Annotated in this window: 20 protein-coding genes and 1 pseudogene; 14 read left to right on the forward strand and 7 right to left on the reverse strand. The window is 74.9% G+C overall.

Annotated features, from left to right (window positions below; genetic code table 11):
- Positions 1 to 78: 78 nt before the first annotated feature.
- From VSR01_RS24440 to VSR01_RS24450, 3 genes are all read right to left on the reverse strand, one after another.
- Positions 79 to 855: an SDR family NAD(P)-dependent oxidoreductase gene (locus VSR01_RS24440; RefSeq protein ID WP_326451279.1), complete on the reverse strand. Its 777-nt coding sequence runs from the start codon at positions 853 to 855 to the stop codon at positions 79 to 81.
- Between the two features lie 110 nt (positions 856 to 965).
- Positions 966 to 1,673, reverse strand: coding sequence for an MOSC domain-containing protein (locus VSR01_RS24445; protein WP_326451280.1), 708 nt, complete (start codon positions 1,671 to 1,673; stop codon positions 966 to 968).
- Positions 1,674 to 1,713: 40 nt separating this feature from the next.
- Positions 1,714 to 2,382: an MOSC domain-containing protein gene (locus VSR01_RS24450; RefSeq protein ID WP_326451281.1), complete on the reverse strand. Its 669-nt coding sequence runs from the start codon at positions 2,380 to 2,382 to the stop codon at positions 1,714 to 1,716.
- A gap of 179 nt (positions 2,383 to 2,561) precedes the next feature.
- On the opposite strand from VSR01_RS24450, the gene VSR01_RS24455 reads away from it, so the two are divergent.
- Positions 2,562 to 3,467, forward strand: coding sequence for a LysR family transcriptional regulator (locus VSR01_RS24455; RefSeq protein WP_326451282.1), 906 nt, complete (start codon positions 2,562 to 2,564; stop codon positions 3,465 to 3,467).
- Between the two features lie 342 nt (positions 3,468 to 3,809).
- Here the strand turns inward: VSR01_RS24455 and VSR01_RS24460 are convergent, their stop codons facing one another.
- Entirely contained in the window at positions 3,810 to 4,181 is a 372-nt protein-coding gene (locus VSR01_RS24460; protein ID WP_326451283.1) for a WhiB family transcriptional regulator, read from the reverse strand.
- Positions 4,182 to 4,659: 478 nt separating this feature from the next.
- Here VSR01_RS24460 and VSR01_RS24465 point away from each other — a divergent pair, with 478 nt between their 5' ends.
- The 4 genes from VSR01_RS24465 (at position 4,660) to VSR01_RS24480 (ending at position 9,110) form a co-directional block, all read left to right on the forward strand.
- Positions 4,660 to 5,271: a response regulator transcription factor gene (locus tag VSR01_RS24465; RefSeq protein ID WP_003948568.1), complete on the forward strand. Its 612-nt coding sequence runs from the start codon at positions 4,660 to 4,662 to the stop codon at positions 5,269 to 5,271.
- A 279-nt stretch (positions 5,272 to 5,550) separates the two neighbouring features.
- Complete coding sequence (shbA, locus tag VSR01_RS24470; RefSeq protein WP_326451284.1) at positions 5,551 to 6,162, forward strand: RNA polymerase sigma factor ShbA; 612 nt, start codon at positions 5,551 to 5,553, stop codon at positions 6,160 to 6,162.
- 255 nt (positions 6,163 to 6,417) lie between these two features.
- Entirely contained in the window at positions 6,418 to 7,917 is a 1,500-nt protein-coding gene (gene guaB / locus VSR01_RS24475) for an IMP dehydrogenase (protein WP_326451285.1), read from the forward strand.
- A gap of 71 nt (positions 7,918 to 7,988) precedes the next feature.
- Complete coding sequence (locus tag VSR01_RS24480; protein WP_326451286.1) at positions 7,989 to 9,110, forward strand: GuaB3 family IMP dehydrogenase-related protein; 1,122 nt, start codon at positions 7,989 to 7,991, stop codon at positions 9,108 to 9,110.
- An 86-nt stretch (positions 9,111 to 9,196) separates the two neighbouring features.
- On the opposite strand, the gene VSR01_RS24485 is transcribed toward VSR01_RS24480, so the two are convergent.
- Both VSR01_RS24485 and VSR01_RS24490 read right to left on the reverse strand, forming a co-directional pair.
- A complete protein-coding gene (locus VSR01_RS24485) occupies positions 9,197 to 9,805 on the reverse strand; it encodes a hypothetical protein (protein ID WP_326451287.1) in 609 nt (202 codons plus the stop codon).
- A gap of 167 nt (positions 9,806 to 9,972) precedes the next feature.
- Positions 9,973 to 11,256: a nucleotide sugar dehydrogenase gene (locus VSR01_RS24490; RefSeq protein WP_326451288.1), complete on the reverse strand. Its 1,284-nt coding sequence runs from the start codon at positions 11,254 to 11,256 to the stop codon at positions 9,973 to 9,975.
- A 275-nt stretch (positions 11,257 to 11,531) separates the two neighbouring features.
- Between VSR01_RS24490 and VSR01_RS24495 the strand changes: the two genes are divergently transcribed.
- The 6 genes and pseudogenes from VSR01_RS24495 (at position 11,532) to VSR01_RS24515 (ending at position 20,000) form a co-directional block, all read left to right on the forward strand.
- Positions 11,532 to 13,238, forward strand: coding sequence for a glycerol-3-phosphate dehydrogenase/oxidase (locus VSR01_RS24495; RefSeq protein WP_326451289.1), 1,707 nt, complete (start codon positions 11,532 to 11,534; stop codon positions 13,236 to 13,238).
- 60 nt (positions 13,239 to 13,298) lie between these two features.
- Complete coding sequence (locus VSR01_RS24500; RefSeq protein WP_326451290.1) at positions 13,299 to 15,239, forward strand: serine/threonine-protein kinase; 1,941 nt, start codon at positions 13,299 to 13,301, stop codon at positions 15,237 to 15,239.
- Positions 15,240 to 15,351: 112 nt separating this feature from the next.
- Complete coding sequence (locus VSR01_RS24505; protein WP_442785527.1) at positions 15,352 to 17,505, forward strand: protein kinase domain-containing protein; 2,154 nt, start codon at positions 15,352 to 15,354, stop codon at positions 17,503 to 17,505.
- Entirely contained in the window at positions 17,502 to 17,639 is a 138-nt protein-coding gene (locus VSR01_RS37910) for a hypothetical protein (RefSeq protein WP_442785528.1), read from the forward strand. The genes VSR01_RS24505 and VSR01_RS37910 overlap by 4 nt, the downstream gene beginning before the upstream one ends.
- A gap of 292 nt (positions 17,640 to 17,931) precedes the next feature.
- Positions 17,932 to 18,981 (forward strand): annotated as a pseudogene (locus VSR01_RS24510) (protein kinase domain-containing protein); the annotation flags it as partial.
- Between the two features lie 320 nt (positions 18,982 to 19,301).
- The gene (locus tag VSR01_RS24515) at positions 19,302 to 20,000 is read left to right on the forward strand and encodes a hypothetical protein (protein WP_326451291.1); all 699 of its coding nucleotides are present in this window, start codon (positions 19,302 to 19,304) and stop codon (positions 19,998 to 20,000) included.
- A gap of 126 nt (positions 20,001 to 20,126) precedes the next feature.
- Here the strand turns inward: VSR01_RS24515 and VSR01_RS24520 are convergent, their stop codons facing one another.
- A complete protein-coding gene (locus VSR01_RS24520; protein ID WP_326451292.1) occupies positions 20,127 to 21,248 on the reverse strand; it encodes a hypothetical protein in 1,122 nt (373 codons plus the stop codon).
- Positions 21,249 to 21,385: 137 nt separating this feature from the next.
- Between VSR01_RS24520 and VSR01_RS24525 the strand changes: the two genes are divergently transcribed.
- The 3 genes from VSR01_RS24525 to VSR01_RS24535 all read left to right on the forward strand — a co-directional run bounded on the left by VSR01_RS24525 (position 21,386) and on the right by VSR01_RS24535 (position 25,100).
- Positions 21,386 to 22,030 (forward strand): hypothetical protein, encoded by a 645-nt coding sequence (locus VSR01_RS24525; protein ID WP_326451293.1) that lies wholly within the window; start codon positions 21,386 to 21,388, stop codon positions 22,028 to 22,030.
- Positions 22,031 to 22,070: 40 nt separating this feature from the next.
- A complete protein-coding gene (locus tag VSR01_RS24530; protein WP_326451294.1) occupies positions 22,071 to 23,330 on the forward strand; it encodes a LuxR C-terminal-related transcriptional regulator in 1,260 nt (419 codons plus the stop codon).
- A 141-nt stretch (positions 23,331 to 23,471) separates the two neighbouring features.
- Positions 23,472 to 25,100, forward strand: coding sequence for a succinic semialdehyde dehydrogenase (locus VSR01_RS24535; protein ID WP_326451295.1), 1,629 nt, complete (start codon positions 23,472 to 23,474; stop codon positions 25,098 to 25,100).
- The last annotated feature ends 121 nt before the right edge of the window (positions 25,101 to 25,221 follow it).

The following is a 25,221-nucleotide window of genomic DNA, read 5'->3' on the forward strand; positions in this document are numbered from 1 at the left end:
GGGACGCCGCACCCGTACGCCGTGCGCGGTCGCCGTGCGCGGGCGCCGTTCGCGGTCGCCGTGCGCGGGCGCCGTACGTCAGCCCCGGGGGTCGTAGCCGCGGCCCGCGCGGGTGGAGGCCGCGCCGAAGACCGACGTCGGCAGGTGCCGGGCCAGCGCGACGGCGACCTTGTAACGGGCGGACGGGACCGAGACCGTACGGCCGCGGGCCAGGTCGCGCAGCGCCGCGGCGACCACCCGGTCCGCGTCCAGCCAGGCGAACGACGGCAGCCGCGAGGCGTCCATGCCGGCCCGCGCGTGGAACTCGGTGCGGACGAACCCCGGGCACAGCGCGAGCATCCGCACGCCGCTGCCGCGCAGCTCCCGCGCCGCGTTCTCGGTGAAGCGCACCACCCACGCCTTGCTCGCGCCGTAGGTGCCGCGCGGCATGAACGCCGCGACCGACGCGACGTTGATCACCGTGCCGCGGCCTCCGCCGCGCATCGTCTCCGCGGCGGCCGAGGTGAGCCGCAGCACCGCCTCGCAGTGCACCCGCAGCATCCGCACCTCGTCCTCGACCGGGACCTTCAGATAGGTGCCGCGGTTGCCGAAGCCGGCGTTGTTGACCAGCACGTCGACCGGCCGCGCGGTGTCCCGCAGCCGCGCCTCGACCGCGGCCACGCCGGCGTCCCGCGCGAGGTCCGCGGGCAGCGTCTCGACCTCGACGCGGTACCGCTCGCGCAGCCGCGCCGCGCTGTCCGCCAGCCGCTCGGCGTCCCGCGCCACCAGCACCAGGCCGTGCCCGTCGGCCGCCAGCCGCCGGGCGAAGGCCGCGCCGATCCCCGCCGTCGCACCCGTCACGAGTGAAGTCGTCATGCGCGCCAGCCTAGGGTGCCGCGGACGCGCGTCCAGGGCGTCCCGCGCGGCGTCCCGTGCGGGCGTCCCGTGCCCGGCGCCGCGGCGGGGGCCCGCGGGCGCGGACGGGCTCAGGCGCCCGCGGGGTCGGGTGCGGCCAGGCGGTGCCTGATGACCTCCGCGTAGGTCGCGTTCATCGCGTCGCCGGCCGCCTCCAGCGCGCGCGGCAGCAGCTCCGGCGCGGTGGTCATCGCGCGGAAGAGGTAGGCGACGCTGACCTCGTGGCCGGGGCGGGACAGCACGGTCAGCGGGTCGCCCGCCGCGACCGGCCCCGGTGTGACCACCCGCAGGAACGGGCCGGGCCGCGCCGCGTGCGTGAACCGCTTCACCCAGCCGGTGGCGTCCGCGCCGTTCTCGTCCAGCCAGCCGACGAAGGTGCGGCACGGGATGCGCCCCGAGGTCACTTCGAGGACCAGTCGGGCGCCGATCCGCCAGCGTTCGCCGATCAGCGCGGAGTTGAGGTCGTAGCCGGTGGTGGTGAGGTTCTCGCCGAAGGCGCCGTCGGGCAGCGGGCGGCCCAGTTGCCGCTGCCAGTGGTCGAGATCCTCGCGGGCGTAGGCGTAGACCGCCTGGTCGTCCCCGCCGTGGAAGCGCAGGTCGCACACCGCGTCGCCGGCCAGCCCGCTGCCGCCGGCGCCGCGCGGTCCGGGCGCCGCGACCTCGACGGGCCCGGCCACCGGACGCTTGCCGATGCCGGTGAGGCCGCCCGCGGCGTCGGTGTACGGAACGACGCGCGGGCGCGAGGTGTTGACGGAGATCACGCGGGCCGGGGCATCCATGCGCGCAGCCTAGGCCGTCCCCGACGTCCCGCGCCGCCGGTCACGCGCCGCGGGTCAGCCGGCGGCGGATCGCCTCGCGGTCGGCGGCGGGGAACGCGGCGACCTCCAGCAGGGCCGGCAGCAGCTCCGGCTCGGTGGTCAGCGCGCGGAAGCTCGACGCGACGGTCACCGCGTGCTCGGCGGGCCGCGACACCACCTCGATCCGGTCGCCCGCGGCGACCTCGCCGGGCTCCACCACCCGCAGATAGGGCCCGGGCAGCGCGGCCCGGGTGAAGGCCCGCGTCCAGCCCTTCTCGCCGAGCCAGCCGGCGAACGTCGCGCACGGGATGCGCGGGCAGGAGACTTCGAGGACCAGCCGGGCGCCGATCCGCCAGCGTTCGCCGATCAGTGCGGAGTTGAGGTCGTAGCCGGTGGTGGTGAGGTTCTCGCCGAAGGCGCCGTCGGGCAGCGGGCGGCCCAGTTGCCGCTCCCAGTGGTCGAGGTCCTCGCGGGCGTAGGCGTAGACCGCCTGGTCGGCGCCGCCGTGGTGCTTCACGTCGTACGCCCGGTCGCCGGCCAGTCCGACCGCGCCGTCGCCCTTCGGCCCGGGCGCGGTCACGGCCACCGGCCCGGCCACCGGGCGCTTGTCGATGCCGGTCGCCGGCAGCCGCTTCCACGGATTGGGCCGTGGACGGCCGATGTTCACGCTGCGCACGTGGCCCTGATGCATCCCGGCATCCCACCACGCGGCGGCCTCGGCGCCAACGCGTTTTTCCCGGCGGCGCCGCCGCCGGCGTGCCGTCGCCGGCCGCCGGCGTGCCGCCGCTCCCGAAGCGCCGGCGTGGCGCCGCTCCCAAAGCCCAGCGGCAGGTTCGCCGCCGTGCCCCAAGCCGCGCTTATGGTGGGGGGATGATCGAGGCCCGCCACCTGCGCGTCCTGCGCGCCGTCGCCCGTACCGGCTCCTTCTCCGCCGCGGCCCGTGAGCTGGGCTGCACGCAGCCCGCCGTGAGCCAGCAGATGAAGGCGCTGGAGAACAGCGCCGGCACGCCGCTGCTGGTCCGCGGGCCGCGCGAGATGCGGCTGACCGAGGCGGGCGACGCGCTGGTGCGGCACGCCGCGGGCATCCTCGCCGGGCTGACCGCCGCGGAGGAGGAGATCGCGGCGATCGCCGGGCTGCGGGCCGGACGGGTGCGGCTGTGCTCGTTCCCCTCCGGCAGCTCCACGCTGGTCCCGCGCGCCGTCGCCGACATGCGCGCGCACCACCCGGGCACCAAGGTCTCGCTGGTCGAGGCCGAGCCGCCGCACTCGGTCGACATGCTCAGGGCCGGCGACTGCGACATCACGCTCGCCTTCCGCTACGTCGACCTGCCGACGCCGGCCGAGGAGTCCTGGGACGACCTGGTGGTCCGCCCGCTGCTCACCGACCGGCTGGTCGGCGTGGTGCCCGAGGACCACCCGCTGGCCGGGCGGTCGGGGCCGACGGCGATCGAGGAGCTGGCGGACGAGCAGTGGATCGCGGGCTGCCCGCGGTGCCGGCGGCACCTGGTGGAGGTCTGCGAGCGGGCGGGCTTCACGCCGCGGATCGATTTCGCCACGGACGACTCGCCGGCCGTGGTCGGCCTGGTCGCGGCGGGGCTCGGCGTGGCGGTCCTCCCCGAGCTGGCGCTGGGCCCGGTGCGGGCGGCGGGCGTCGCGGTGCTCGACGTCCGCCCCGCGGTGGAACGTGAGGTGGTGGCCCTCACGCTCCCGGACCTCGCGCACGTCCCCGCGGTCAGCGCGATGCTCGGTCGCCTCGCGCTGAGCGTTGCCCCGTAGCGGTCGCGCCCCCTGCCCGTCAGCCCCGCGCTGGGCGTCAGCCCGTCTTTCAGGGGCGCGGCCCCTGCCGTCAGCTCGACACCGAGCTTCAACCTCAGGGGCGCGGGGAACTGCGCGAGCAACCCACCACCGGGCCGGTGGTCCGGAGCGATTTGAACAGCCCCTTCGGGACGGTGACGCACCGCGGACGCGCGGTGGCTAGTGGGGGTACCTCCCGGACGGAGTCTGGGGGAGCAGTTCCCCGCGCCCCTTGGGTCAAGGCTCGGCGTCGAGCTGACGGCAGGGGCCGCGCCCTGAAAGACGGGCTGACGCCCAGCGCGGAGCTGACCGGGGCGGAACGTTTCAGCGGCTGTGGGCGGCCGCCGAGTGCCGCGCATCCTCGTGCTCGGAGTCGACCTCCGGCGCGTCGTCGTACTCCGCCACGTCGTGATCCCGGGAGCGGGACCGCCCCATCATCGCCTCGCGCTCGTCCTCCGTGAGCCCGCCCCACACTCCGTACGGCTCGCGTACGGCCAGCGCGTGCGTCGCGCACTCCGCGCGGACCGGGCACCGCATGCACACCTCTTTCGCGGCGGTCTCGCGCGCGCTCCGCGCGGCCCCCCGCTCGCCCTCGGGGTGGAAGAACAACGAGCTGTCGACGCCGCGGCAGGCGGCCACGAGCTGCCAGTCCCAGAGATCGGCGTTCGGTCCGGGAAGGCGGGAGAAGTCTGCCATTGCTCATCCCCTCGAAGCGGGCGTGAAGGTCGACGGGCCGATCTTCCGATCGTCTCCGACGGTACATCTACTGTCGTAGTAGATGTAAATATGACTCATCGCCAATCTAGCGATGATTAGCCCACGGAACAGAAAAGAGCCGCCAAACAGTGCAAAGCGCGGCATAACACCCGATCGGCAGCACCCTCCGCACGCCGAGTGGCGTTCCGGGCCGTGCCGCACCTTCGAAATTGCTCTCCTCTCACCCGTCTGACCTGCGGCGTAGTCGACTCGTACGCGCATGATCACGTAGAGTGCCGAAAGTGGCGTCCCGGCTCCGTAACTCTTTCGGGTGAGGGTCGTTGAGTGTGGCGGAAGCGGTTGGCGGAGCAGGAGAAATCGGGCAGGCGCCCGAGGCCGTCCGCCGCAACGGTGAAGATCTCGTACTTCGTACAGCCTGGAGGCACAACGTGACGCGGTTCTGCTGCGGGGGGCGGTCATGACTTCCGTCCTCGTCTGTGACGACTCCCCGCTCGCCCGAGAGGCCCTGCGCCGCGCGGTGGCGACCGTGCCCGGTGTCGAGCGCGTAACCACCGCTGCCAACGGCGAGGAAGTGCTCCGCCGCTGGGGTGCCGACCGCTCGGACCTCATCCTGATGGACGTGCGGATGCCCGGCCTCGGCGGGGTGGAAACGGTGCGGCGGCTGCTGTCCGCCGACCCCGGCGCCCGCATCATCATGCTCACCGTCGCCGAGGACCTGGACGGCGTCGCTCTCGCGGTGGCCGCCGGCGCCCGCGGCTACCTGCACAAGGACGCCTCCCGCGCGGAGTTGCGGGCCACCGTCACCCAGGCGCTGGCCGACCCCACCTGGCGGCTGGCCCCGCGCCGGCTGCGCTCGGCCGAGATGGGTGCCGCGCCCACCCTGACCGCGCGCGAGATCCAGGTGCTGGAGGGGATGAGCCACGGCCGGTCCAACGCGGAGATCGGCCGCGAGCTGTTCCTGTCGGAGGACACCGTGAAGACGCACGCCAGGCGGCTGTTCAAGAAGCTCGGCGCCTCGGACCGGGCCCACGCGGTGGCCCTGGGCTTCCGCTGGGGCCTGGTGCGGTAAGCACTCCGGTGAACTCCCGCGGTGCGGCCGGCGTCGCCCGCGAGTCCTCGGTTTCCCGGGGGAGGACGCATGCTTGAAGGTATGGACTTCCTCGGGGATCGGCGGGGGCCGCACGTGGCGGAGACGGCGGAGGCTGTGGAGGCGGCAGAGACCGCAGGGGCCGCAGGGGTCGCGGAGGCGACGGCCGGACCACCGGCGCGCCGCGCCGCGGATAACGCTTCGATGCAGAAGTTCGGCCGCGATGCCGCGGATCGTCCCGCGGCGAGGCACCATGGGTGGATGCGTGACGACGAGACCTCGCCCATCGGTGCTCTCGTCCGCCGCGCGGCCGACGGCGATCAGCGGGCCGTGCACGACCTGCTGGCGCACGTCCACCCGCTGGCCGAGCGCTACTGCAGGACCCGGCTGTCCCGGCTGCCCGGCGAGGCCCGGCACTTCGTCGACGACCTCGCGCAGGAGGTGTGCCTGGCGGTGCTGTGCGCGCTGCCGCGCTACCGCGACCTGGGCCGGCCGTTCGAGGCCTTCGTGGTCTCCATCGCCGCGCACAAGGTCGCCGATCTGCAGCGCGCCGCCATGCGCGGCCCCGGCAGCACCGCGGTGCCCTCCGACGAGATGCCGGAGAAGCCCGACGACTCGCTCGGCCCCGAGGAGCGCGCGCTGCTCAACAGCGACGCCGCCTGGGCCAAGAAACTGCTCGAACGGCTCCCCGGCCACCTGCGCGAACTGGTGCTGCTGCGGGTCGCGGTCGGGCTGAGCGCGGAGGAGACCGGGCAGGTGCTGGGCATGTCGCCCGGGGCCGTACGGGTGGCGCAGCACCGCGCGCTGAGCAGGCTGCGGGCGATCGCCGAGGAGACCGCGGGCGCGCGGGCCGGCGAGGGCCTCACCGCGTAGCCCCCCGGCCTACGGCTGCGGCCCACGGTCGACGGCCGACGTGCGCCGGCCTCCCCCGGCTCGCACCGACGTGCGCCGGGCCCGCACGTGCGCCGGGCCCGCACCGGTCCGCGCCGGGCCCGCACCGGTCCGCGCCGCCCCCGCACCCGCGCCGACCTGCCCGCGCCCGCCCGGCCCCTTCGCCGTGGCGGGGGAATGCCGGCGCAGCCACTACCATTGAACAACTCGCCGGGCAAGACCATTCGGGAAGGTGCCATGTCGCTCAACGCCGACGGAGTAGCCGAGAAGTTCGCCACGCTCGGACTGACCTACGACGACGTCCTGCTCCTGCCGGGCGCCTCCGACGTGCTGCCGAACCAGGTGGACACCTCCTCGCTGGTCTCCCGCAACGTCCGGGTGAACATCCCGCTGCTGTCCGCGGCGATGGACAAGGTCACCGAGGCGCGGATGGCCATCGCGATGGCCCGCCAGGGCGGCGTCGGCGTGCTGCACCGCAACCTGTCGATCGAGGATCAGGTCAGCCAGGTGGACCTGGTCAAGCGGTCGGAGTCCGGCATGGTCACCGACCCGATCACGGTCCGCCCGGACGCCACCCTCGCCGAGGCCGACGCGCTGTGCGCGCGGTTCCGGATCAGCGGTGTGCCGGTCACCGACGAGTCCGGGCGACTGCTGGGCATCGTCACCAACCGCGACATGGCCTTCGAGTCCGACCGCGGCCGCCGGGTGCGCGAGGTGATGACGCCGATGCCGCTGGTCACCGGCAAGGTCGGCATCTCCGGCGTGGACGCGATGGCGCTGCTGCGCCGCCACAAGATCGAGAAGCTGCCGCTGGTCGACGACGAGGGCCGGCTCAAGGGCCTGATCACCGTCAAGGACTTCGTCAAGGCCGAGCAGTACCCGCACGCGGCCAAGGACGCCGAGGGCCGGCTGGTGGTCGGCGCGGCGGTCGGCGCCAGCCCCGAGGCGCTGGAGCGGGCCCAGGCGCTGGTCGGCGCGGGCGTGGACTTCCTGGTCGTGGACACCTCGCACGGCCACAACAGCAACGCACTGGACTGGATGGCCAAGATCAAGTCCAGCGTCGGCGTGGACGTCGTCGGCGGCAACGTGGCGACCCGCGACGGCGCCCGGGCGCTGATCGACGCGGGCGTGGACGGCGTCAAGGTCGGCGTCGGCCCCGGCTCGATCTGCACCACCCGGGTGGTCGCCGGCATCGGCGTCCCCCAGGTCACCGCGATCTACGAGGCCGCGCAGGCGTGCGCGGACGCGGGCGTGCCGGTGATCGGCGACGGCGGCCTGCAGTACAGCGGCGACATCGGCAAGGCGCTGGCGGCCGGCGCGAGCACGGTGATGCTCGGCAGCCTGCTGGCCGGCTGCGAGGAGTCCCCGGGCGAGCTGCTGTTCATCAACGGCAAGCAGTTCAAGTCCTACCGCGGCATGGGCTCGCTCGGCGCGATGCAGTCCCGCGGCCAGGGCCGCTCGTACTCCAAGGACCGCTACTTCCAGGCCGAGGTCGCCTCCGACGACAAGCTGGTGCCCGAGGGCATCGAGGGCCAGGTGCCCTACCGCGGCCCGCTGTCCGCCGTGCTGCACCAGCTGATCGGCGGCCTGCGCCAGACCATGGGCTACGTGGGCGCGGCGACCATCGCCGAGATGGAGACCAAGGGCCGCTTCGTCCGGATCACCGCGGCCGGCCTCAAGGAGTCCCACCCGCACGACATCCAGATGACCGTGGAGGCCCCGAACTACCACGGCTGACCTGCGCGCGGCCGCCGCGGCCGCGGTAGGGGATGATGGGGGCGCAAGCCGGACAGAGAGGCGCGGGTGCTGTGACTGAGATCGAGATCGGACGGGGCAAGCGGGGCCGCAGGGCGTACGCGTTTGACGACATCGCCGTGGTGCCCAGCCGGCGGACCCGGGACCCCGAGGAGGTCTCGATCGCCTGGCAGATCGACGCCTACCGGTTCGAGCTGCCGTTCCTGGCCGCGCCGATGGACTCGGTGGTCTCGCCGGAGACCGCCATCAGGATCGGCACCTTCGGCGGCCTGGGCGTGCTCAACCTGGAAGGGCTGTGGACCCGCTACGACGACCCCGAGCCGCTGCTCGCGGAGATCGCCGAGCTGGACGACGCGCGGGCCACCGCGCGGCTGCAAGAGATCTACGACGCGCCGATCCGCGAGGAGCTGATCGGCCAGCGCATCAAGGAGGTCCGCGAGGCCGGCGTGGTCACCGCGGCCGCGCTGTCGCCGCAGCGCACCGCGCAGTTCTCCAAGGCCGTGGTGGACGCGGGGGTGGACCTGTTCGTGATCCGCGGCACCACGGTCTCCGCCGAGCACGTCAGCGGGTCGCACGAGCCGCTGAACCTCAAGCAGTTCATCTACGAGCTGGACGTGCCGGTCATCGTCGGCGGCTGCGCCACCTACACCGCGGCGCTGCACCTGATGCGCACCGGCGCGGCCGGCGTGCTGGTCGGCTTCGGCGGCGGCGCGGCGCACACCACCCGCAGCGTGCTGGGCATCCAGGTCCCGATGGCGACCGCGGTGGCCGACGTCGCCGCGGCCCGCCGCGACTACATGGACGAGTCCGGCGGCCGGTACGTGCACGTGATCGCCGACGGCGGCTTCGGCGTCAGCGGCGACCTGCCCAAGGCGATCGCCTGCGGGGCCGACGCGGTGATGATGGGCTCCCCGCTGGCCCGCGCCACCGACGCGCCGGGCCGCGGCTTCCACTGGGGCATGGAGGCGGTCAACCCCGAGCTGCCGCGCGGCAAGCGGATGAACCTCGGCACCACCGGCACCACCGAGGAGATCCTGCTCGGCCCCTCGCACGCCCCCGACGGCTCGATGAACTTCTTCGGCGCGCTGCGCCGCTCGATGGCCACCACCGGCTACTCGGACCTGAAGGAGTTCCAGCGCGTCGAGGTCACGGTCTCCCCGACCCACCACCGCTAGGCCGCTCCGCGGGGACATGCGTCAGGGCCCGTACCCCGCCCGGGGTACGGGCCCTGACGCATGTCCCATCAGCGGACGGCTCCGCGTCAGTTCGCGACGCGCTTGGTGATGAGGAAGCCCTCCAGCCCGGCGATGCCGAAGAACAGGATGTCCTTCGCGTCCATCGCGTCCTTCCAGGAGTCCTGGAGGAAGGAGTAGTGGTCGGTGAGTGCCGTCGTCACGCTGACGTCGTTCACGGACGCCGCGATCAGCGCGAGGCCGAAGATCTGCCCGAAGTAGACCCCGAGCAGCGCCAGCGGCACGCCGACGAACGGCAGCGCCGGGTGGCGTCCGCCGATCTTGCCCAGCGCGAGGCCGACCAGCGCGCCGACGCCGAGCGCCGCGTACCCGATCTCGTGCTTGGTGCCCTTGATCAGCAGGCCGTAGAGCACCGCGGCCACGAGCATCGCCCCCACCCCGACCAGGATGCCGAGCGCGGGGTTGCCCGCGGCGCGGGCCATCGGGCCGCCGGGCGGCGGGTAGGCGGCCGGGTCGAAGCCCTGGGGCTGCGGGCCGCCCCAGCCGCCCTGGGGCTGCTGCTGGCCGCCCCACCCGGCCGGGGGCTGCTGTCCGTACGGCGCCTGCGGCTGCTGCGGGGCGTACGGGTTCTGGCCGGGCGCGGGCTGCTGTTGCGGCGGCGGGTAGTTGGCGCTCATGAAGGGTTCCCCCGAGGACGCGTGCGGACCGGCGCGGACGAGCGGCGCCGGTGCGGATGAGTGACGCCGAAATCTAGCAGGGGGGCATGACAATAGGACAAGCTCGTTCATACGGTCGTTACAGGACCACTACAGCCGGACAGGACCACTACAGCCGGACGGGACCACTACAGCCGGGCCGCCGCGCCGGCGGGGGTCGCGCCGCGGGTGTCCAGCAGCAACTGCGCCTTGACCGCCAGCCCTTGCAGGTCGTACGTGCGGTGGTGCTGGAGCAGCAGCGTCAGGTCCGCCTCGGCGGCGGCCTCCCACAGCCCCTCCGCGCGCGGCACCGGCCGGTCCAGCACCCGCCAGCCGGGCACGTACGGATCGTGGTAGCACAGCTGCGCGCCCAGTTCGATCAGCCGCGCGCCGATCTCCCGCGCCGGCGCGCCCTGCTGGTCGGCGGTGTCGGCCTTGTACGTGACGCCCAGCAGCAGCACCCGCGCGCCGCGCAGCGACTTGCCGTGCTCGTTGAGCAGCGCGGCGGCGCGCTGGACGACGTAGCGCGGCATCCGGGCGTTGACCTCCTGGGCGAGTTCGACCATCCGCAGCGGGTGGCCGGGGGTGCGGGCCCGCCCGTCCAGCAGCCCGGGGGCGGCGAACGGCGGCGCGGCGTTGGGGTCCAGGGCCGGCGCGTGGCCGCCGACGCCGGGCCCGGGCCGGAACGCCTGGAAGCCGAACGGCTTGGTCTCCGCGCAGCGCACCACGTCCCACAGGTCGACGCCCAGGTCGTGGCAGAGCACCGCCATCTCGTTGGCGAAGGCGATGTTGACGTGCCGGTAGTTGGTCTCCAGCAGCTTGACCGCCTCGGCCTCGCGCGGGCCGCGGGCGCGGACCACCCGCTCGGTCAGCCGGCCGTAGAAGGCCGCCGCGGCCTCGGTGCACGCGGGCGTGCACCCGCCCACCACCTTGGGGGTGTTGGCCAGGTGGAAGACCCGGTTGCCGGGGTCGAGGCGGCTGGGGGAGTAGGCCAGGTGGAAGTCCCGCCCGGCGCGCAGCCCGTGCGACTCCAGCAGCGGGCGCAGGTACTGCTCGGTGGTGCCCGGGTAGACCGCCGACTCCAGCACCACCGTGGTGTGCGGGCGCACATGAGGGGCGAGCGCTCGGGCGGCGGCGGCGACCGCGCCGAGGTCCGGCGCGTGGTCCTCGCCGAGCGGGGTGGGCGCGCAGATCACCGCGGTCCGCACCCGGCCGAGCACCGCGGGGTCGGAGGTGGCGCGGAAGCCGCAGGCGAGCATCCGGCGCAGGTCGGCCGCGGCGAGCGCGCCGGGCGGCACCCGGCCCGCGGTGATGTCGGCGACGACGGCGGGGTCCGGGTCCCAGCCGATCACGCCGATCCCGGCGGCGGTGGCCGCCTGCGCGAGGGGAAGACCGGCATGGCCGAGTCCGAGTACGGCGAGGTCTGCTGGCATGGCTGTCCGCCCTCCGCTGGGCCCACCTCATGGCTGCTAAAACAGGCTAACCAGACAAATCACTGATATGACCGCGCGGCGCGCCGACGACACCGCGCGGACCTCTCGGCAGGACCACCCCCGCGCGCCCGGACCGCCGGGCCTGGCCGGACCACCCGGGCTGGCCGCTCGCCGCCGATCCGGTCACTATCGAAGAGGCGCGGACATCACCATGAGCGCCGCACCGGCACTGAACGCACCGAGACCGCAGCACCGACGCAGCCACGGAGGCACGGATGCGCACCACCACGCTCAGCCCCGCCCAGCGAGCCGAGGACCTGGCCCGGATGGCCGAACAGGAACTCGACATCCTCGTCGTCGGCGGCGGCGTGGTCGGGGCCGGCACCGCCCTGGACGCCGTCACCCGGGGCCTTTCCGTCGGCATCGTCGAGGCCAGGGACTGGGCGTCCGGCACGTCCAGCCGCTCCAGCAAGCTCATCCACGGCGGCCTGCGCTATCTGGAGATGCTGGACTTCGCGCTGGTCCGCGAGGCGCTCAAGGAGCGCGGCCTGCTGCTGGAACGCCTGGCCCCGCACCTGGTACGGCCCGTGCCGTTCCTCTACCCGCTGCAGCACAAGGGCTGGGAGCGGCTCTACGCGGGCTCGGGCGTCGCGCTGTACGACGCGATGTCCGTCTCCTCAGGACACGGCCGCGGCCTGCCCGTGCACCGCCACCTCAGCCGCCGGCACGCCCTGCGCGTCGCCCCCGCGCTGCGCAAGGACGCCCTGGTCGGCGCGCTGCAGTACTACGACGCCCAGGTGGACGACGCGCGCCTGGTGGTCACGCTGGTGCGCACCGCCGTCGCCTACGGCGCGCTGGCCGCCAACCAGGCCCGCGTCACCGGCTTCCTGCGCGAGGGCGAACGAGTGGTCGGCGCGCGGGTGCAGGACGGCGAGCAGGGCGGCGAGTACCAGGTCAGGGCCCGCCAGGTGGTCAACGCCACCGGCGTGTGGACCGACGACACGCAGGCGCTGATCGGCGAGCGCGGCCAGTTCCACGTCCGCGCCTCCAAGGGCATTCACCTGGTGGTGCCCAAGGACCGCATCCACTCCACCACCGGGCTGATCCTGCGCACCGAGAAGAGCGTGCTGTTCGTCATCCCCTGGGGCCGGCACTGGATCGTCGGCACCACCGACACCGACTGGGACCTGGACAAGGCCCACCCGGCCGCCTCCAGCGCCGACATCGACTATCTGCTCGAACACGTCAACTCGGTGCTGCACACCCCGCTCACCAGGGACGACGTGCAGGGCGTGTACGCCGGGCTGCGCCCGCTGCTGGCCGGGGAGTCCGACGCGACCAGCAAGCTGTCGCGCGAGCACACCGTGGCCCATCCGGTGCCCGGCCTGGTCGTGGTGGCCGGCGGCAAGTACACGACGTACCGGGTGATGGCCAAGGACGCGGTCGACGAGGCCGTGCACGGCCTGGACCGCCGGGTCGCCGACTGCTGCACCGAGGAGGTGCCGCTGATCGGCGCCGAGGGCTACCACGCGCTGTGGAACGCCCGCGCCCGCATCGCCGCCCGCACCGGCGTGCACGTCGCCCGGGTGGAGCACCTGCTCAACCGCTACGGGTCGCTCGCCGAGGACGTCCTCGACCTGGTCGCGCAGGACGCCGAGCTGGGCCGCCCGCTCACCGGCGCCGACGACTACCTGCGCGCCGAAGTGGTCCACGCCGCCTCGGCGGAGGGCGCCCGCCACCTGGACGACGTGCTGGCCCGCCGCACCCGCATCTCCATCGAGACCTTCGACCGCGGCACCCGCTGCGCCCGCGAGTCCGCCGAGCTGATGGCGGGCGTCCTGGGCTGGGACACGGCGCAGATCGACAAGGAAGTCGCCTACTACGAGAAGCGCGTGGAGGCCGAGCGCGAGTCCCAATTGCAACCTGACGACCAGACCGCGGATGCGGCCAGGCTCGGCGCGCCGGATATCGTGCCCCTCTAGGCGAGATTGCCTGGGCGCGGGAGCGGACGCGCGGGCGGGGGAGCAGGCGGAGGGCACGTAATGGTCGGACAGGTGGACGAAGGGCGGTTGGTCGCGGGCCGCTACCGACTGCTCGAACGCATAGGGCGCGGTGGCATGGGCACCGTCTGGCGGGCCGAGGACGAACTGCTCGGGCGGCTCGTCGCGGTCAAGAAGCTCCACCCGCCGCAACCGCACATGGACGACGACGAACTGGCCACCCTCTTCGAGCGCACCCGCCGCGAGGCCCGGGCCGCGGCCAGGATCAGCCACCCCAACGTCATCGTGGTGCACGACGTGGTCGACGACGACGGGCTGCCGTCCATCGTCATGGAGTACGTCCCCTCGCTGACGCTGGGCGAGCGGCTGAAGCAGCAGGGCGCGCTGCCGGTCCCCGAGGTCGCCAGGATCGGCCGCGGCATGATCGCCGCGCTGCGCGCCGCCCACCACGCCGGGGTGCTGCACCGCGACGTCAAGCCCGGCAACGTGCTGCTCGGCGAGCCGGGCAGCTCCACCGGCACCCAGTCGGTCAGCTACGAGGCCGACGGCACACCGGTCGAGGGGCCCGGCGGCCGGGTCGTGCTCACCGACTTCGGCATCGCGCAGGCGTCCGGCACCTCGACGCTGACCCGCACCGGCGAACTCATCGGCTCCATCGACTTCCTGTCGCCGGAGCGGATACGCGGCGTGCCGCCGGGCCCCGAGGCCGACCTGTGGGCGCTGGGCGCCACGCTCTTCCAGGCCGTCGAGGGCGTCTCGCCGTTCCGCCGCCCCACCGCGATCGAGACCGCCTACGCCATCGCCGAGGAGCCGGTCCCCGAACTCGACGCGGGTGCGCTCACCCAGGTGATCGCCGGGCTGCTGGCCAAGGAGCCCGAGCAGCGGCTGTCCGCGGAGGACGCCGAGCGGATGCTGCGGCTGCCGGCCGCCGAGGCCGACACCGCGCTGGTCGACCGGGCCCGCTTCCAGCAGACCAAGCCCCCCGCCCCGGACCCCGCGGGCGACACCACCGGCCACGGCGCCGGCCACGGCGCCCCGCCGCCGAGCGCGTACGGACAGCAGGGCACCTACGGCGGCCCGGGCGCGTACGCGGGCGGGCAGACCGGGCAGACCGGGCAGACCGGGCAGACCGGACCCACCGGCCAGGGCACGTACGGCGGCGGGCAGACCGGGCCCACCGGCTCAGGTGCGCGCACCGGCCCCGGCGCGTACGGCGGCCCCGGCGCGTACGGCTATCCGCAGCAGGGCGGCGGGTACGAGCCGCCGACCGGGCAGACACAGCAGACGCCGCAGCCCGCGCCCTGGCGGCGCTCCCGGCGCGCCGGGCGCTGGGTCGCCGCGGCCGTCGCGATCGCCGTGCTGGCCGCGGGCACCGCCGTGCTGGTCGGCCACTACCGGTCGCGCGGCGACGACGCCGGGCGTCTCACCCCCTCGCCCACGCCGCCGACCAGCGGACCGGCCACCCCGACCAGCACCGCACCGACCACGCCCGCCACCCCGACCACGCCGCCCTCCTCGCCGCCCGCGGTGCCGGACGGCTACCACCTGGCGAGTGTCCCCGACCGCGGCTACTCGGTGCCGGTGCCGGACGGCTGGACCCGGCAGAAGGCCGGACCCAAGGGCGACGACGAGGTCAACTGGGTCAGCCCGGACGGCAAGAGCGGACTCAAGGTCAGCGCGCTGGACTTCGGCACCAGCGACCCGTACCAGCACCTGGTCGCGCTGGAGCCGCAGACGCAGTCGCAGGTCGACGACTACCACCGCGAACGGCTGGACTCCACCCAGCAGTTCGGCGGGCCCGCGGCCATCTGGGAGTTCACCTTCCAGGGCAGCAAACGCCGTTACCACGCCATCGACCTGGACTTCGGCAAGCCGGGCGGCATCGAGTACGCCGTCTACCTGAACGCGCCGGACGCCAAGTGGCAGGAGCAACTCCCGGTGTTCCAGAACGCGGTGGCCGGTTTCCGGCTTTCCGGCCAATAGGCCGGGTTCGCTTCGCCGTCCCCCGTTCGGGGATGATGGACGGGCGCGCCGGCGACGGCGCGACAAGTCGACAACAGCCGGCACAGCGGCGGCACACTTAAGGACAGCACCCATGAGCGAGGTCGAAGGCCGTACCGAGGGACGTGTGCTCGCCGACCGGTACCGCCTCGGCGACGTGCTCGGCAAGGGCGGCATGGGCACGGTGTGGCGCGCGGTCGACGAGACGCTGGGCCGCAGCGTGGCGGTGAAGGAGCTGCGCTTCCCCGGCGACGTCGACGAGGACGAGAAGCGCCGCCTGGTCACCCGGACGCTGCGCGAGGCCAAGGCCACCGCGCGCATCCGCAACACCGGCGCCATCACCGTCTTCGACGTGGTCAAGGAGGACGACCGGCCCTGGATCGTGATGGAGCTGGTCGAGGGCCGCTCGCTGGCCGACGTGATCCGCGACGACGGCCCGCTGGAGCCGCGGCGCGCCGCCGAGGTCGGCCTGGTGCTGCTCGACGTGCTGCGCGCCGCGCACGCCGAGGGCATCCTGCACCGCGACGTCAAGCCGTCCAACGTGCTGATCGCGGACGGCGGTTCCGGGGCCGCGGGCGCCGGCGGCGGGCGCGTGGTGCTCGGCGACTTCGGCATCGCGCAGATCGACGGCGACCCCTCGGTGACCTCCACCGGCATGCTCGTCGGCGCGCCGTCGTACATCTCCCCGGAGCGGGCCCGCGGGCACAAGCCCGGCCCGCCGGCCGACCTGTGGTCGCTCGGCGCGCTGCTGTACGCCGCGGTCGAGGGCCGGCCGCCCTACGACAAGGGCTCGGCGATCGCCACGCTGACCGCCGTGATGACCGAGCCGGTCGGGCCGATGCCGCACGCCGGGCCGCTGGCCGAGGTGATCCGCGGGCTGCTGGACAAGGACCCGGAGCGCCGCCTGGACGAGCCGGGCGCGCGGGCACTGCTGACCGCCATCGTCAACGCGCCGGAGCGGCCCGCGGTGCCGCCGGCCCGCTCCGGCGACGACCGGACGATGGTGCTGCCGGCGGGCGCGGCGGGCGCGGCGGCGGGCGCGGCGGGCGCGGCAAGCGCCGCCGGTGCGGCGGGTGCCGCGCGGGCGCCGGGTTCCGCCGGCGCGGGCAAGGGGGCGTCGGGCGCGGGGACGCCGGGAGCCTCCGGCGCCGCGGCGACCGCCGCCACCAAGCCGCTCGACGCCGCGCGGACGCCGCCGCGGCCGACCGCACCGCCGTCCGTGCCGCCGTCGTTGGCCGGGCCCGCGAGCGCGGCGGCGGCCGGCTCCGTCGCCGAGCCCGCGGCGCCGGACGCCCCCGGCACGCCCTCCGGCACGCGAGGGTCCGCGCCCGCCGCCCCCGGCACACCGCCCGTGCCGCCCTCCGCGCCGCCGACCGTGCCGCACGGCATCACGGCCAGGTCCGGGCAGGGCCCGCTCGGCGGGATCGACCCGGCCCGGATACGCGCCGCGCTCGGCTCGGTGCGCAGGGCCGCCGCGAAGGCGAGACCCGCGCCCGAGCCCGGCACCCCCGAGAGCACCCGGCGCCCGGCTCCGTCCTCGCTCACCGACGTGGTGCCGCGCCGTACCCTGATCATCGCGGTCGCCGTCCTCGTGCTGGCGATCCTCGGCACGGTCATCGGCATCGCGGTGGCCAACTCCGGCGGCGGCGACGGCGGTTCCGACAAGCCCGGCACCGGCAAGCCCACCCCGAGCGCGACCCGTACCGGCACCTCCGGCGCCGGAACCGCGGCGACGGGCGGCGACGGCAAGAACGGCGCGGGCAAGAAGGACGGCGCCACGTCCTCGGACGACGACACGAATGCGGGCCGCGGCAAGGCGTCCGGCGACGACTCCGGCGACGACGCGCAGTCCTCCGGCGCGACCTCCGGCGCGAAGTCCGGTCCGGGCAAGGGGAATCCGGCCGCCCCGGGCAGCGCCGAGTCCCTCCCGGCCGGCTGGCACTGGGCGACCAGCACCCGCTTCCACTTCGCCATCGGCCTGCCGGCCGGCTGGCGGCAGACCGGCACCACGGAAGGCGGCTCCGGCGCGATCTTCAGCGCGAACGGCGGATACCCGCGCTCCAGGTCGACTTCACCTCCTCGCCCGGCAAGGACGCCGCCGCGACCTGGCGGCAGAACGAGCCCTACACCCGCAGCACCAGCACCGACTACCACCTCATCGGCATCCACACGATCCAGTGGCGCGGCTATCCCACTGTCGCCGACTGGGACTTCCTGCGCACCGCCTCGGGCACCAAGGTGCACGTGAAGGACCGCGGCTTCGTCGTGGACGCCGACCACGGCTACGCGATCATGGCGTCGATCCCGGCCGGCTCCTGGGACAGCCCGGCCATGACGGCCCTGCGCAACGGTTTCTACGCCACCTTCCGAGTGGTCGGTTGACCCACCGGCCGAACTTCCGGGCCGCCGGGCCGGATTGGCCGGCCCGCGGCTGGGTACCGCTGGTACGGGCACACCGCGCGGGCGTGCCGCACCGCCGCCGGCAGCGGCGGAATCGGGCGGACGGGGGCCGCTCGTGCCAATCCGCGCCTGCGGAGCGCCCGTAGCACGTATCGTGAGGAAGTGCGGACTGTCCGCATCCGCAAACGTGCGCGACCGGAGCGTCTCCGGTCGCCGCGGGACCGGATCGGACCGGTGCGCGACAGGAAGTGAACGGGCCGGGAAGGGGGGCGCCGTGGAGGAATACGCAGGGCGGGTGCTCGCCGAGCGCTACCGGCTGCCCAGGCCGCCGGCCGACGAGTTCGAACTCGTCGAGACCCGCGCCTTCGACACGTACAGCGGCCAGGAGGTCCTGGTCCGCCAGGTGCTGCTGCCCGAGGTGGTGACCGCCGAACTCGTCGGCGACGAAGGCGACTTCGCCGACCCGGAGGGGCTGGGCGACAGCGCCCGCCGGGCGCTGTCCGCGGCCCGTGCGGCCGCCGCGATACCCGACCACCCGCGCCTGGTGCAGGTCTTCGACATCTTCGTCGAGGACGGCAGCCTGTGGATCGCGAGCGAACTGGTGTCCGCACGGCCGCTCGCCGCGCTCCTGGCCGAGCAGCCGCTGGACCCCTACCGCGCCGCCGAGGTCGCCTCCGACGTGCTGACCGCGCTGCGCGCCCTGCACGCCCACGGCTGGACGCACCGCAACGTCACCGCGAGCACCGTGCTGATCGCCGACGACGGCCGGGCGATGCTCGGCGGGCTCGCGGCCGGCGCCGCCCAGGAGGCGCTGTGCGGCTACGACCCGCTGCCCGAGGAGGTGCTCGCCGGCGGCGACGGCGCGCCCGCCGAAGCGCCCTGGCACGGCCCGCAGAGCGCGCTGGAGCAGGAGCGCGCCCGGCAGAACCGGATCACCGTGGTCGGCGCGGTCACCGAACGGTGGGCCCCCGAACAGGCCCACGAGGTGCACGAGAACTGGCGGCTGTCGCCCCCGGTCGGCCCGCCCGCCGACCTGTGGGCGCTCGGCTCGCTGCTCTTCCGCAGCGTCCAGGGCCACCCGCCCTACCCCGAGGAGTCCGCCGCCGAACTCGTCCAACTGGTCTGCGCGGAGCCGCCCGCCTTCGCCGAGGAGTGCGGCGCGCTGCGGCCCGTCGTCGAGTCGCTGCTCCGGCCCGACCCCGAAGAGCGGCCGGACGCCGAGGAGTTGGGCGGCTGGCTGCGGTCGCTGATCCGGTCCGCGCCCGAGCCCGACATCGGCGCCCACACCGTCCAGGTGCCCACCGACCCGGCCCGGCTCCCGGTCAAGCGCCGCCGCGGCGAGCTGGTGCGCCGCCGCCGCAGGGCCGCCGCCGCGGAGAACGCCGTGCAGGGCGGCCACCGCCGGCACGCCCGCGGCAAGCAGGCCCGCCCGGCCCGCCCGGCGCGACCCGCCAAGACGCCGCGCCCGGCCAAGGACGGCGCCCGGCCCGCCAAGGCGGTGCGCCCGGCCGCGTCCGGCCCCGTGGACGAGCTGAGCGAGATGCGCATGGGCCAGCTCTTCCACCGCGAGCAGGTGGTCTCCTCGGGGCCGGCGCCCGCGCCGAGGAGGCCCCGCGCCGCCTGGGCGTACGCCTGCTGGTCGCGGTGCTCGTGATCCTGCTGGCCGTGGTGCTCTACGCGCTGCTGGTGATGCCGCACCGCAACACCGACTCCAGCGGCTCGGACGGCACCCGCAGCGTCCCGGCGGAGGTCACCGGCGGCGGCGACGGCACGTCCGGCACCAGCGCCCCGCCGACCGCCGCGGCCACCACGCCGTCGGCGAAGCCGACGACCGCGCACCCCACCCGCCCGCCCACGACCGCGCCGCACACCACCGCCGCGCCGCCGCCCGACCTCGGCCCGGACTTCGCGATGCACACCGACCCGGCCGGCTTCACCGTCGCCGTGCACACCGGGTGGGTGCGCTCGGGCAAGAACGGCAGGGACCGGGTGGTCTTCTCCGGCAGCGGGCTCCGGATGACCGTCGTCCCCGGCCGGGACAAGGCGTCCGGCGACTCCCAGGACCCGCTGGCGTACCAGCTGGTCGAGTCCGAACTCGCCGACTTCCGCGCCTCCTCGTGGTCCTCGGCCTCGGGCCTGCAGGCGCTGTCGGTGCGCGGCCACCCGGCCGCCGAGGGCGAGTACACCTGGCGCGACAGCGCGGACAACACCGTCTACGCCCGCAACCTCGCGATCCAGATCGGCGGCCGCTACCACGTCGTCCTGGTCTCCGGCTCGGACGCCGACCGCGCGGCCGTGCAGCGCGCGTTCGACAAGGTCGTGGAGACCTACACCGCCGGCTGACGCGTCCCGGGCCGGCCCGTGACGCCCTTCCGAGCCGGCCCGGGGCGCCTTCCCGAGGCGTCCCGGGCCGGCCCGGCCCCCCGCCGGGCGCGCCCGGGGCGTCCCCAGCGTCCCGCGCACCCGGCCTCACTGGCTGCCCTGGCTGCCCTGGCCGTCCTGGTTGTTCCAGGCGAGCCAGGTCTGGACGGCGGCCTGCGGCAGCCCCGCGTCCGCGCCCACCGCGGCCAGCGCCCCGCGCGCGGCCGGGCCGTCGGCCGCCGCGCCGAACAACTGCTCCGCCAGCCCCGCCGCGATGCTCATCGCCGGCGCCACGTTCCCGGTGAGCGCCATCGCGCCGACCCCGGCCGAGGCCCGGACCACCTGGGCCAGGACCCGCAGGTTCTCCGCGCGCGCCGCCTCGTACGGGTCGAACCGCACCACCCGCCCGGCGGCCTCGGCGATGACGTCCAGCGGGAGGAACAGGCGGTGGCCGACGCCGATGACCGCGAACTGCAACATGCGGTAGTGGTGCGACAGCAGGTCCAGCTCCGAGCGGTACTCCGCCCGCGCCCGGTGCGCGAAGTGCTCCCCGCCGCTGCGTGACATGCCCAGCCGCACGAGCAGCGGGACGATCCGGCGCGCGGCGGCCTCCTCGCCGGCCGCGTTCGCGTGGGCGTGGAAGGCGTACGTGGCCACCGCGTCCCGCGCGCCGTCCTGCAACGGCGGGACCGTCAGCGCCTGGTACGACGTCGGCAGCGGCGCCGCCGCGAGCCGCGCCCTGGCCGCGGCGGTCAGGTCCAGCGCGTCGAGCACCCGCCAGCGCAGCGCCTCGTTGTACGCGTTCACCCGTCCGTCCGCCGTGGCCGCCAGGCTGACCGCCTGCCACACCAGCCGGCCGACCTCCTCCCGCCGCCGGCGCTCGTCGTAGTGCACCTTGGCCCGGGCGATGCCGCCGCCGACGACGCCCCCGACGACGCCCAGCAGCTCGACCAGCTCCGCCTCCTCCGCGCGCCGGGTCGCCGAGACGCCGAACATCCGGCCCCAGCGCGACCGGCCGCGCTCGTTGACGTGCTGGGCCAGCACGCCTCCGACCGTGGTGCCCGCGCGGGCGCCCTGGTCCAGCAGCCGCTGCGCGTCCCGCTGTTCCTGCGGCGCCCGGTCGAGCATGCGCCGCATCTCGCCGAAGACGGTCTCCCCGCGCGTGCTCGGCAGACAGCTCTCCAGCCGGGTCAGCCCGCGGCCCATGGTCCGCGGAATCTCGGTGGTCATCGCACCGCCCCTGTCCCCTCGTCCGACGTCTCACCCGACGCCTCGTCCGACGCCTCACCCGAAGTCGACGTCCATCTGCGCGTCCCACGCCACGGAGGTGGCGGACGCGAACTGCTGGTCGTCCACGACGGCCCCCATTGCCGCTCGACGCGATCCAGTGCAGGCTCATCGTCCGGTCGCCGAGGTCCACGCTGCCCTGGACCTCCAGCGTCGAACTGCCGGCCGGCCCCTGGGTCTGCGTCTGGCCCTCGAAGTCGACCTCGGAGCCTGAGACGGTGTACGAACCCGTCACCGGCACCCCGACCGTGTCCACCGTGGTGAAGCTGAACGCCCCGCCGGGCGCCAGGTCCAGCACCACGTTGCCCGCCCGGTCACGGGCCCCCGACTCCCACTGCGGCTGCCCCTGCTCCAGCTCGAACGCCGTCACCTCGGTGGCCCGCACCTCGGACGGCACCTCGGGCGTCGCGTCGTCCTCGGGCGTCGCGTCGTCCGGCGTCGACACGTCGTCCTCGGGCGTCGCGTCGTCCAGCGTCGTCGCTTCGTCGTCGGGGGAGGACGCGGCCTGCGCCGGGTCCGTCGACGACGACACCACGTCCGGCGTACTCGTGTCCGACCCCCCGGAACCGCCGCCGCACCCGGCGACCGACACCAGTACCACGGGTACCACGAGCCATCCGGCCCGGCGCCGCATCCCCTTCATCTCCCACCCCTTCGTCCCCCCTGGTCCGGGCCGTTCCGCCCGGCCCGGCGCGTTCCTCACGGTAGGGGAACGAACCTGGTGAAACCATCCCAGATCCCTGGGATGTCTCCTACTCTGACGCCATGTCAGGACACCGAACCGGACCCGTGGCCGGTGGGTCCGCGCGCCCGTCCCGGCCGGCCGCCGACGCCCTCTCCGCGGCCGTCGCGGGCAAGCCGATCGACGTGCTCGCCGCGGTCGGCGACGAGTTGCTGCGGGCCGTCCCCGCCGACGTCTGGTGCGCGGTCATGCTCGATCCGGCCACGCTGCTGGACACCGGGGGACTGCACGAGCACGGCTTCCCCGCCGCGGTGATGCCCCGGCTGTTCGAGATCGAGCACGGCACCCAGGACAGCCCCGACCACATCCGCGCGCTCGCCGCGCGGCCGGGCGTCACCAGCCTGCTCAGCAGGTCGGCCCGCGGCGCCCACCGGGACGGCGTCTACCACCGCGACGTCCTCGCCCCGGCCGGTCTCGACGACGAGTTACGGGTCGTGCTCAAGGCCGACGGCCACACCTGGGGACTGTTCTGCCTGTGCCGCGGGCCGCGCTCGCGCCCCTTCACCGCGGACGACCTGCGGCGCGCGGAGGCGGTCAGCGCCACGGCCGCCACCAGGCTGCGCCGGGCGCTCCTGCTCAGCGGCGTGGACAGCGACCGCGCCCCGGACGCGCCGGGTCTCGTCACCGCGGACCCCGACGGCCGCGTCCTCTCCGCCAACGCCGCCGCCGCCCACTGGCTCGCCGGCCTCGCCGAGGACCACGGCGCGCAGCGGCCCCCGGGGGCGTACGCCCTGACGGCGCTGCTCCAGCAGATCCGGCAAGCGCCCGTCGGCGCCACGGCCTCGGCCCGCGCCCGGGTGCGCGGCGGCCAGTGGATCACCCTCAGCGCCTGGCGCCAGGGCCCGCCGGGGGAGGAGCTGAGCTACGCGGAGCTGGCCCCCAGCCGGCCCGGCCAGCTGGCCGCCCTGGTGCTGGACCACTACGGCCTGACCCGGCGCGAGCGCGACGTGACCCAGCACGTGCTGCACAGCCGTTCCAGCGCCGAGATCGCCGCGGCGCTGCACATCTCCGAGTACACCGTGCAGGACCACCTGCGGAAGGTCTTCGACAAGCTCGGGGTGCGCAGCAGGCGCGAGATCACCGGCACGCTCTTCCTGCGGCACTACCTGCCGGCGCTGCCCGGTCCACCGCTGTCCACCGACGGACGGCTGGTCGACGGCGTGCCCGCGCCGCCCCCAGCCCCCGCGCCGCCCCCAGCCCCCGCGCCGGGCCCCGCCTCCGCGCCGGCCCCCGCCTCCGCGCCGGCCCCCGCATCCCCCGCTTCCGCCGCGGGGATCACCTGACGCCGGAAGCTACCGCAGGTTACACGCTGTGACCTGGCGCGATTCGAACAAAGCCACTGATTGCTGGCACGTTTGCGCCGTCGGCCAAAAAAGAGCTACTCACGGGTATCCAGGGCTGCGCCGCCGCCGTACCCTCGCCGCATGACCGATTCGCCGCAGTCGGATAGCCAGTCCGTCGAGCCGGACGTCCAGGGTGCCAACCCCGCCGCGCCCGCCTCCGCCCGCCGCCCCCAGGACGTCGTCACGCCCGACCTCGTCGCCCGCCTCACCGCCGGTGTGATCGGCTCCGGGCGCACCGCCAACCACACCCCGCTGACCGGGGAGCGGCTGGCCGAGCTGCCGGAGGCGACGCCCGCGGACGTCGAGCACGCCTACGCCAGGGCCCGCGCCGCCCAGCGGGAGTGGGCCGCGCTCGGCGCCGCGCGCCGCGCGAAGGTGCTGCTGCGCTTCCACGACCTGGTGCTCTCCCGCCAGGCCGAGGTGCTGGACCTGATCCAGCTGGAGACCGGCAAGGCCCGGCTGCACGCCCACGAGGAGGTGCAGGTCGTCGCGATGGCCGCGCGCCACTACGGGCTCAAGGCCCCGGCGTACCTGCGGCCCAGGCGGCACACCGGCGCGTTCCCGGTGCTCACCAAGGCCGTCGAGCTGCGCCACCCGCGCGGGGTGGTCGGCCAGATCGCGCCGTGGAACTACCCGTTGGAGCTGTCGGTCGGCGACGCGCTGCCCGCCTTCGCGGCCGGCAACGCGGTGGTGATGAAGCCGGACTCCGAGACCGCGCTGACCGCGCTGTGGGCGCGCGAGCAGATGGTCGAGGCCGGGCTGCCCGCCGACGCCTGGCAGATCGTGATCGGCGAGGGCCCGGTGGTCGGACCGGCGGTCGTCGAGCACGCCGACTACGTCTCCTTCACCGGCTCCACCCGCACCGGCCGCGAGGTGGCCCGCCGCGCCGCCGAGCGCCTGGTCGGCGCCTCCCTCGAACTCGGCGGCAAGAACGCCCTGTTGGTGCTGCGCGACGCCGACCTGGACAAGGCCGCCGACGGCGCGGTCCGCGCCTGCTTCGCCTCGGCCGGCCAACTGTGCATCTCCGTCGAGCGGTTGTTCGTGGACGAGGCGGTCGCCGACGCGTTCACCGAGAAGTTCGTCGCCCGCACCCGCGCCATCCGGCTCGGCACCGGACTCGCCTACGGCGCGGGCATGGGATCCCTGGTCGGCGAACGGCAGTTGGCGACCGTCACCCGGCACGTGGACGAGGCGCGCGAGAAGGGCGCCCGGGTGCTGACCGGCGGCCGGGCCCGCCCCGACCTCGGCCCGTACGTCTACGAGCCGACCGTGCTGGAAGGCGTCGAGCCGCCGATGGCGGTGTGCACCGAGGAGACCTTCGGCCCCGTCGTGTCCGTCTACCGCTTCCGCGACGAGGACGAGGCGGTGGAGCGCGCCAACGCCACCGACTACGGCCTCAACTCCAGCGTGTGGACCCGAGACACCCGTCGCGGCGCGCGCATCGCCGCCCGGCTGCGCTCCGGCACGGTGAACGTCAACGAGGCGTACGCCGCCGCCTACGGCACCATCCGCGCCCCGATGGGCGGCATGAAGGACTCCGGGCTGGGCCGCCGGCACGGCTCGGAGGGAATCCTGAAGTACACCGAGGCGCAGACCGTGGCCACTCAGCGGGTGATGCCCCTGGCGCCCGCCTTCGGCATGGACGACGAGAAGTACGCGGCGTTCCTGAACATCTCGCTGCGGCTGATGAAGACCCTGCGGATGCGCTGAGCACCGGCTGAGGACCCGACAGGCGCCGACCGACGACCGGCGAGGCGCCGGCCCAACCGGCCGCGCCGGCTGAACCGGCTGAATGGCCGAACCGGCTCAACCGGCTCAACCGGCTCAACCG

It is taken from the genome of Actinacidiphila sp. DG2A-62 (genome assembly GCF_035825295.1).
Taxonomy (GTDB): Bacteria; Actinomycetota; Actinomycetes; order Streptomycetales; family Streptomycetaceae; genus Actinacidiphila.

Excerpts from the sequence above, each read along its gene's own strand:
- VSR01_RS24505 (WP_442785527.1), top strand. The coding sequence starts at position 15,352 with ATGAGCGAGGTCGAAGGCCGTACCGAGGGACGTGTGCTCGCCGACCGG.
- VSR01_RS24445 (WP_326451280.1), bottom strand. The coding sequence starts at position 1,673 with ATGGATGCCCCGGCCCGCGTGATCTCCGTCAACACCTCGCGCCCGCGC.
- VSR01_RS24500 (WP_326451290.1), top strand. The coding sequence starts at position 13,299 with ATGGTCGGACAGGTGGACGAAGGGCGGTTGGTCGCGGGCCGCTACCGA.
- VSR01_RS24450 (WP_326451281.1), bottom strand. The coding sequence starts at position 2,382 with ATGCATCAGGGCCACGTGCGCAGCGTGAACATCGGCCGTCCACGGCCC.
- VSR01_RS24485 (WP_326451287.1), bottom strand. The coding sequence starts at position 9,805 with ATGAGCGCCAACTACCCGCCGCCGCAACAGCAGCCCGCGCCCGGCCAG.
- VSR01_RS24520 (WP_326451292.1), bottom strand. The coding sequence starts at position 21,248 with ATGACCACCGAGATTCCGCGGACCATGGGCCGCGGGCTGACCCGGCTG.
- shbA (WP_326451284.1), top strand. The coding sequence starts at position 5,551 with ATGCGTGACGACGAGACCTCGCCCATCGGTGCTCTCGTCCGCCGCGCG.
- VSR01_RS24455 (WP_326451282.1), top strand. The coding sequence starts at position 2,562 with ATGATCGAGGCCCGCCACCTGCGCGTCCTGCGCGCCGTCGCCCGTACC.
- guaB (WP_326451285.1), top strand. The coding sequence starts at position 6,418 with ATGTCGCTCAACGCCGACGGAGTAGCCGAGAAGTTCGCCACGCTCGGA.
- VSR01_RS24530 (WP_326451294.1), top strand. The coding sequence starts at position 22,071 with ATGTCAGGACACCGAACCGGACCCGTGGCCGGTGGGTCCGCGCGCCCG.
- VSR01_RS24495 (WP_326451289.1), top strand. The coding sequence starts at position 11,532 with ATGCGCACCACCACGCTCAGCCCCGCCCAGCGAGCCGAGGACCTGGCC.
- VSR01_RS24535 (WP_326451295.1), top strand. The coding sequence starts at position 23,472 with ATGACCGATTCGCCGCAGTCGGATAGCCAGTCCGTCGAGCCGGACGTC.
- VSR01_RS24460 (WP_326451283.1), bottom strand. The coding sequence starts at position 4,181 with ATGGCAGACTTCTCCCGCCTTCCCGGACCGAACGCCGATCTCTGGGAC.
- VSR01_RS24465 (WP_003948568.1), top strand. The coding sequence starts at position 4,660 with ATGACTTCCGTCCTCGTCTGTGACGACTCCCCGCTCGCCCGAGAGGCC.
- VSR01_RS24440 (WP_326451279.1), bottom strand. The coding sequence starts at position 855 with ATGACGACTTCACTCGTGACGGGTGCGACGGCGGGGATCGGCGCGGCC.
- VSR01_RS24490 (WP_326451288.1), bottom strand. The coding sequence starts at position 11,256 with ATGCCAGCAGACCTCGCCGTACTCGGACTCGGCCATGCCGGTCTTCCC.